This is a genomic window from Polaromonas sp. P1_G4 (assembly GCF_056405475.1).
The window spans coordinates 1-7,444 of record NZ_JBFUCA010000190.1 but is presented as its reverse complement, the minus strand read 5'-3'; the positions used below and the strand labels follow the sequence as shown (position 1 = coordinate 7,444).

Genomic DNA, 7,444 nt, shown 5'->3' with positions numbered 1-7,444 from the left:
CCGCCTGGCAGCCGACGCCATGTGCAAGAACGACCCTGAAGCCACCGGTGAGCGCGGTGTGCTGATTTCGACCGCCTCGGTCGCAGCCTACGACGGCCAGATCGGCCAGGCCGCTTACAGCGCCTCCAAGGGCGGCATTGTCGGCATGACCTTGCCGATTGCCCGCGACCTCGCGCGCAACGGCATCCGCAACATGACCATCGCGCCCGGCATTTTCGGCACGCCCATGCTTTTTGGCATGCCGCAGGAAGTGCAGGACTCGCTGGCTGCCGGCGTGCCCTTCCCCTCGCGCTTGGGCACACCGCAAGACTATGCGCGCCTGGCCAAACACATCATCGAAAACGACATGCTCAATGGTGAAGTGATTCGCCTGGACGGCGCGATTCGCCTCGCACCACGTTGAGCCTAGGCCGCAGGCGGGTGCAGCGCTGCCAGCCGTTCGGTCAGCAGCGCTGAAAGCCGTTCAATCACCTCGTTGACGCGGGCCGGCACATAGCGTCGGCTGGGCACCACCGCATAAAKCGGCGCCGGCTCACCCAGGTGACCCGCAAAGAGGCGCACCAGCTTGCCGCTGGCCAAAGAGGCCATGAGGTCGATCTCGGACTGGTAGACGATGCCCCGCCCCTCCAGCGCCCACTGCAGCGCAATGGATGCGTCGTTACAGGCCAGCGGCCCAGCCACGCGCACCTGAAAAGGCGCGCTGGCCTCTCCCTGCAATTCGAACTGCCACTGATCTTGCCGGCGCTCGCGCACATGGCAAACCAGGCAGTCGTGCTGCACAAGCTCGCATGGCTCCAGCGGCGTGCCGCGGCGCGCCAGATAGTCCGGGGCCGCACAAGCCACGCGCCGGGCCGGCGCCAGCAGGCGCGCCGAATGGGTCGAATCCATCAGCGGCCCGTTGCGCAGGGCGATGTCGATGCCCTCGCGCACCAGGTCCACACGCGCATCGCTGATCTGCAGGTCGATTTCAATACCCGGGTGAGTGTTGGCAAATTCGGCCAGCCAGTAGGCCAGCATCTCGCGGGCCAGCATGGCTGTGGCGGTGATCCGGATGCTGCCCGTCAAGCCGAAGGTGCCGGCACGGACTTTGGCCTGGCCTTCGGACACCAGCTCGAGCGCGCGGCGGGCATGGTCGACCATGACAGCACCCTCGGCCGTGGGCCGCACGGCGCGTGTGGTTCGCTCAAACAGACGTACACCCAGCGAGGTTTCCAGCCGCTTGATCGCCGCACTGACGGCCGCTGTAGACAGCCGGCAGCGCTTGCCCGCTGCTGTAAGGCTGCCAGTTTCCGCCGTAGCCAGCAGCACGCGCAAGGCATCGAGATTGTCAAATTCCATGGAAGAGTGATTTCTCTGAAACGCCATTGTGAGGCGCGGGGCCGCTCGATATATTCAACAGCGCAGGCACAGGGTCCTGCCACAAGCTACAACTACATTCAAGGATATCGCATGAGACACGCCTTCCCGGCGCTGGCAGCCACCGCGCTGCTTGCCGCCTGCGCCAGCAGCCCCACCGCATTTAACTACCAGGTCCCCGCCGATGAAGTCGCGCGCGGCACCAAGTACATGCAGCCCGAGGGCTCTTCGGGCTTCACCCCCAAGCCCGGCTGGGCCACCAAGACCTTCGCCGTGGCCGCCGCCAACCCGCTGGCCACGGATGCGGGTTACCAGGTACTCAAAGCCGGTGGTTCGGCCATCGACGCTGCAATTGCAGTGCAAATGGTGCTCACGCTGGTGGAGCCGCAATCGAGCGGCATAGGTGGCGGCGCCTTCCTGCTGCACGCCAACRGCGGCAAGGTCGAGGCCTTTGACGGCCGCGAAACCGCGCCCGCAGCGGTGGACGAAAAGCTGTTTATCGGCGCCGACGGCAAACCGATACCGTTTTACGACGGCGTGGTCGGCGGCCGCTCCGTCGGCACGCCCGGCACGGTGCGCATGCTGGAGATGGCCCACAAGCAATACGGTCGCCTGCCCTGGGCCCAGCTCTTTGTGCCGGCCATCCAGCTCGCAGAAAACGGCTTCAAGGTCAGCCCGCGGCTCAATACCTTGCTCAAGAGTGAAGTGCACCTGAAGAAGGACGCCACCGCCGCAGCCTACTTCTACAAGGCCGACGGCAGCCCCGTCGATGTGGGCTCCGTCTTGCGCAACCCGGCGCTCGCCGACGTGCTGCGACAGATCGCTGCCAAAGGCTCCAGCGCGCTGCTCGAAGGCAAAGTCGCGCAAGCCATCGTCACCAAAGTGCAGGGCCACGCCACCAACCCCGGCAAGCTGGCCCTGGGCGACCTGGCCGGCTACCAGCCCAAAAAGCGCGACCCGATCTGCTCCGACTACAGCGCGGCCGGCAAGGCCTACCGCCTCTGCGGCATGCCGCCGCCCAGCTCGGGCGCGATTGCGGTCGGGCAGATCCTCGGCATCCTGAACAACACGCCGGCCAGCACCCTGGGCCTGGTCACCGGCACCGGCGGTGTTCCCGGCACCGTGTCGCCCACGCCTTCGGCCGACTGGCTGCACCTCTACACCGAGGCCTCGCGCCTGGCCTTTGCCGACCGTGCGCAATACCTGGGTGACCCTGATTTCGTGCAGCCGCCGGGCGGCAACTGGATGAGCCTTCTCGCACCGGCCTATCTCAGCGAGCGCGCCAAGCTGATCCAGCCCGCAGGCCCGAGCATGAAGACCGCCAAACCGGGCGTTCCAGGCGCCGTCACCACCGCCTATGCGCCCATGCCCGACCAGCCCGAGTACGGTACCTCGCACATCAGCATCATCGACGGCTACGGCAACGCGATCGCCATGACCACGACGATTGAAGACCAGTTCGGTTCGCGCCTGATGACCGATGGCGGCACCGGCAAGGCTGGCGGCTTTTTGCTGAACAACGAACTCACCGACTTCAGCTTTGCCCCGACCGATGCCGACGGCAAGCCCGTGGCCAATCGTGTGCAGGCCGGCAAACGCCCGCGCTCGTCGATGGCGCCTACGCTCGTGTTTGACAAAACCTCAGGCCAGCTCGTCATGAGCGGCGGCAGCCCCGGCGGTGCGCTGATCATTCACTTCACGGCCAAGACGCTTTACGGCACGCTGAACTGGGGCCTCAATGCCCAGCAGGCGATCGACCTGCCCAACTTCGCCTCACTCAACGGCCCGAGCATCCTGGAAGAAAAACGTTTCTCGCCGGCCACCGTCGAGGCGCTGCGAAGCCGCGGCGCCGAGGTACGCGAACAAACCATGACCAGCGGCCTGCAAGCCATTCAGAGAACACCCGAGGGCTTCTTCGGCGGCGCCGATCCGCGGCGTGAAGGGCTCGTCCTGGGTGACTAAACCGCCCGATACCCCGTGAATTACAAGGCCCTGCCGTCGCAGGGCCTTGTTGTTTCTACAATCGGTTATGGCCATCCCCCAATCGTTCATCCAGGAGCTGCTCGCGCGCGCCGACGTGGTGGACATCGTGGGCCGCTACGTGCAGCTGAAAAAGGGCGGCGCCAACTTCATGGGCCTGTGCCCCTTCCATGGCGAAAAATCGCCCTCTTTCAGTGTCAGCCCCTCCAAGCAGTTCTATCACTGCTTCGGCTGCGGCAAAAACGGCAACGCCATCAGCTTTCTGATGGACCACGGCGGCATGACCTTTGTCGAAGCCGTCAAGGACCTTGCCCAGCAATACGGCCTGCAAGTGCCTGAAGACGACGTCTCCCCGCAAGACCGGGCGCGGGCCGCCCAGATGCGCGAGCAGCAGGCCACACTCACCAGCGTGCTTGAAAAAGCCGGCGTCGCCTACATCAAGGCCCTGCGCAACTCCGAGCGCGCCATCGACTACTTCAAGGGCCGCGGCGTTTCGGGCGAAGTCGCCAAGACCTTCGGCCTGGGCTACGCACCTGAAGGCTGGCGCAGCCTCGCCAGCGTCTTTCCGGATTACAACGACCCGCTGCTGGTAGAAAGCGGCCTGGTCATCACGGGCGAGCCCGGCGAAGAAAACCAGGCCGGTGAAGCCAAGCGTTATGACCGCTTTCGTGACCGGGTCATGTTCCCCATCCGCAACGTCAAGGGCGAATGCATAGGCTTTGGCGGCCGCGTGCTCAGCGACGAAAAGCCCAAGTACCTCAATTCGCCGGAAACCCCTGTGTTCAGCAAGGGCCGGGAGCTTTATGGCCTGTTCGAGGCCCGCACCGCCCTGCGCGAACACGGCTATGCCCTCGTCACAGAAGGCTATATGGACGTGGTGGCCCTGGCCCAGCTGGGGTTTGCCAATGCGGTGGCAACCCTGGGCACCGCCTGCACGGCTGATCACGTGCAAAAGCTGTTCCGCTTCACCGACTCAGTCGTCTTCAGCTTTGACGGCGACAGCGCCGGCCGCCGCGCCGCCCGAAAAGCGCTGGACGCCGCCCTGCCCTTTGCCACGGACGTACGCACCGTCAAGTTCCTGTTCCTGCCGGCCGAACACGACCCCGACAGTTACATCCGCGAGCACGGCCAGGAAGGCTTCGCGGCCTATGTCAGCAAGGCCGTGCCGCTCAGCCGCTTCCTGCTGGAGGCCGCCGCCGAGGGCTGCGACCTGGACACCGCCGAGGGCCGCGCCCACATGGCCAGCAACGCCCGCCCGCTGTGGAACCTGATGCCCGATGGCGCATTGAAACGCCAGCTGCTGGCTGAAATTGCCGACAGGGTATTGATTGACAGCCGCGAACTGATGCAGCTTTGGCAACCTGCGACCTCCAAGGGCAGCTATAAAAATAATAGCAGCTTACGCACGTCCAATAAGGGCCAGAAGCCGGAATCATCCTCAGCATCAGGCGCTTCCCAGGACATGTCCGGCCCTGCGGACTATCTGCCGGATTTTCGCGAGGAGCCCGATTACACCTCGTCCGAGCCCTCTGGCAACTATTTCCCGGCATCGTCAACGGCGGGACGCAGCTTCGGCGCCCGGGCTCCACGCCGCGTGGCTGGCCGTATCCTGCCGGCCAGTCGTGAAGACCGCGTGCTCAGGTTGCTGCTGACCGAGGCCCAGACCTGGGACCGGCTCACCACTGAAGAGCATCATTTACTGGTCGAGTTGCCTGAGCCCCACGGCCCGCTTTTCATCTGGCTGGAGAGCCAGTTGCATGAGCACGGACCCCAGCCCTGGGCCGCCTTGCGTGAAGGGCTGCGCGGCCACCCTTACGAAAGACACGCCACAGCGCAGATCGCACAGATTCCCGAAGGCATCGAAAGTGACTGGGATGAGGTTCGGAGCATCCTGGACCAGCTCCTGCGCCTGCACCGCCAGCGCGAGATGAGCGAGCTGGCCGCTCGCGCCGCCACCGACCCGGCCGCCCGGCAGCGCTACCTGGAACTGGCCGCCAGCCTCAAAACCACCGCCACCGACCCGGCCCGCTGAGCGGGCCCGGCCTCCGGAAAAATCCCTGTTTCTGGGCCATATAAATCGCCCAAAAAACAGGCAACAGGGTATAATCCGATTTTCGACGGCAAGCGCGACAGCAGCACCTCCGGCCCGGCCACCCTGAAACTTCGGGGAACTCACAGATGAGACGGCCACTTCCCCCAGGGAATTTCCGCAAGGACTGCACACCAAATGTTCGCCCAAACAGCTTGCCCGGGAAAATAAGCCGCCATGTGCCTTTGGCATTGCCCGGCCTGTTTTCCGCCCTCTCGTTTTGACTCTGAACTCTTGTCACCGTGCCTGTGCTTTGTACAGGCGCAAAGGCGCATTTTTGTTTACTGGTAGCTGATCGATATTTAAAACAATTCCCGACAACTGGAGGTCCTATGCCTACTGCCAAGCCGAAGAAGCCGAGCACGTCCAAGAAGCCGCAAGGTGCGCAGCCCAAAGCTGCCGCAAAGCCCAAAGCCAAGGCAGCGCCCAAAGCTGCTGCCCGGCCCGCAGGCAAGCCTCCAGTCAAAGCAGCAACCAAGGCTGCCGCAAAGCCTGCCGCCAAAAGCGGCAAGGTTGAAAAGCCGGGAAAACACGCCATATCTGTTAAACCCAGCAAACCCAATGCCCTGGTGAGCAAAGCCCCCCTGAAAACCGCGAAATCCGCGATTTCCGATTTGCCCCTGAAGAAAGCCCCCGCCGTGCCGACCAAGTCCAGTCCTGAAGCCAAGCCCCTCGCCGTCTCCGCCGACGTGCCCGTGAAGAAGAAACCCGGCCGCCCGCCCAAGAACCCGGCAGCCGAAGGCAGCGCGCCTGCCACTACCACCGGCGCCAAGCGCGGCCGCAAGCCGAAGAGCGCCGCCGGCCCGGTCAAGACGGGGGAAGACCTCGACATGTCCGACATTGAAGACGATCTCGTCGGGGAACCCATCGCGGAAACGACCGAGAAGGTCAAACCGCTGCGCATGAAAATCAGCAAGGCGAAGGAACGCGCCCTGATGAAGGAATTCGGCCTGGACGAAACCGTCCTCTCCGAAGAAGACATGCTCAAACGCCGCCTGCGCCTGAAAACCCTGATCAAGCTGGGTAAAACGCGCGGCTACCTCACGCATGGCGAAATCTCCGACCACCTTCCCGACAAGCTGGTCGATGCTGAAACGCTGGAAGTCGTGGTCAACATGCTCAACGACATGGGCGTGGCCGTGTACGAGCAGGCGCCTGACGCCGAAACCCTGCTGCTGAACAACACCGGCCCTACGGTCGCCACGGAAGAAGAAGCCGAAGAAGAAGCCGAAGCCGCGCTGTCCACCGTCGACAGCGAATTCGGCCGGACCACCGACCCCGTGCGCATGTACATGCGTGAAATGGGCACGGTTGAGCTCTTGACGCGCGAAGGCGAAATCGAAATCGCCAAGCGCATCGAGGGCGGCCTCATGAAGATGATGGAAGCCATCTCGGAAAGCCCCGCCACCATCGCAGAAATCATGCGTCTGGGCGAAGAAATCCGCGAAGGCAAAATCGTCATCTCCACCGTGGTCGACGGCTTTTCCAACCCCAATGAAGCCGACGACTATGTGGCCGAAGAAGACTTTGACGAATTCGACGAAGAGGACGACGACGACGGCAAGGGCGGCTCCAAGGCCCTGACCAAGAAGCTCGAAGAGCTCAAGAAAGAAGCACTCAGCCGCTTCGACAAGATCGCCACCCTGTTCGAGAAGGTCCACAAGACCTACGACAAGGAAGGCTACGGCACACCGACTTACGTAAAGTCGCAAAAAGCCCTGAGCGACGAGCTGATGACGGTGCGCTTTACCGCCAAGACCATTGAAAAGCTGTGCGACATGCTGCGCGGCCAGGTGCTGGACGTGCGCAAGAAAGAGCGCGAGCTGCGCCGCATCATCGTCGAGAAATGCGGCATGCCGCAGGAAGTCTTCATCAAGGACTTCCCGCCCAACCTGCTCAACCTGAAATGGGTTGAAAAGCAGGTTGCCTCCGGCAAGCCGTGGTCGGTGGTGATGGCGCGTAACGTGCCGCCCATCCAGGAACTGCAAACCAAGCTAGCTGAGTTGCAAGCCCGCGTGG

General features: G+C 63.5%; 5 protein-coding genes. 4 read left to right on the top strand and 1 reads right to left on the bottom strand.

Features of this window, described 5'->3' with window-relative positions:
* A partial coding sequence (locus tag AC1D1X_RS11320) for an SDR family NAD(P)-dependent oxidoreductase (RefSeq protein WP_477698297.1) occupies positions 1-403 on the top strand: 403 nt, incomplete at its 5' end.
* Between the two features lie 2 nt (positions 404-405).
* Here the strand turns inward: AC1D1X_RS11320 and AC1D1X_RS11315 are convergent.
* Positions 406-1,338, bottom strand: coding sequence for a LysR family transcriptional regulator (locus tag AC1D1X_RS11315; protein WP_477698296.1), 933 nt, complete (start codon positions 1,336-1,338; stop codon positions 406-408).
* Positions 1,339-1,449: 111 nt separating this feature from the next.
* Here AC1D1X_RS11315 and ggt point away from each other — a divergent pair, with 111 nt between their 5' ends.
* The 3 genes from ggt to AC1D1X_RS11300 form a co-directional block, all read left to right on the top strand.
* Positions 1,450-3,318, top strand: coding sequence for a gamma-glutamyltransferase (ggt, locus tag AC1D1X_RS11310; protein ID WP_477698295.1), 1,869 nt, complete (start codon positions 1,450-1,452; stop codon positions 3,316-3,318).
* Positions 3,319-3,385: 67 nt separating this feature from the next.
* Complete coding sequence (gene dnaG / locus AC1D1X_RS11305; protein WP_477671037.1) at positions 3,386-5,368, top strand: DNA primase; 1,983 nt, start codon at positions 3,386-3,388, stop codon at positions 5,366-5,368.
* 389 nt (positions 5,369-5,757) lie between these two features.
* The coding region (locus tag AC1D1X_RS11300; protein ID WP_477698294.1) for an RNA polymerase sigma factor region1.1 domain-containing protein at positions 5,758-7,444 on the top strand (1,687 nt) is incomplete at its 3' end.